The following is a 505-nucleotide window of genomic DNA, read 5'->3' on the forward strand; positions in this document are numbered from 1 at the left end:
GGCCAGGATATTGCCCTTCGGCGTGAACAGATAGACCTCGTCCGGGAACAGGTCGACCTTGACGTTGTCCAGGAATTCCAGCGACGAACCGGCCGCGCGCTGCGAATCGATCAGCTCCACGATCCATGCATGCGCACGACTCTGCGCGCTATTGGGGGAATCGCCGCCGAACTTGTAGGTCCAGTGCGCGGCCACGCCGCGCTCGGCGATCAGGTCCATTTCCTCGGTGCGGATCTGCACCTCGATCGGTGAACCGTACGGCCCGAACAGCACCGTGTGCAGCGACTGGTAGCCGTTGGCCTTGGGGATCGCGATGAAATCGCGGAAGCGCCCGTCCAGCGGCTTGAAGGTGGCATGCACCGCGCCGAGCGCGTGGTAGGCGCTGGGCACGTTGCGCACGACCAGGCGGAAGCCGAACACGTCCATGACCTGGTCGAAGGATTTGTTCTCGTCGTGCATCTTGTTGTAGATGCTCCACGGGGTCTTGATGCGACTGACCAGGCGG

The 505-nt window shown here is 63.2% G+C and carries 1 pseudogene; it reads right to left on the bottom strand.

Annotation, left to right across the window (positions count from 1 at the left end):
- Nucleotides 1-505: pseudogene (locus ACXJKJ_RS32465) on the bottom strand (RelA/SpoT family protein); the annotation flags it as partial.

The organism is Roseateles sp. P5_E1 (assembly GCF_054049335.1).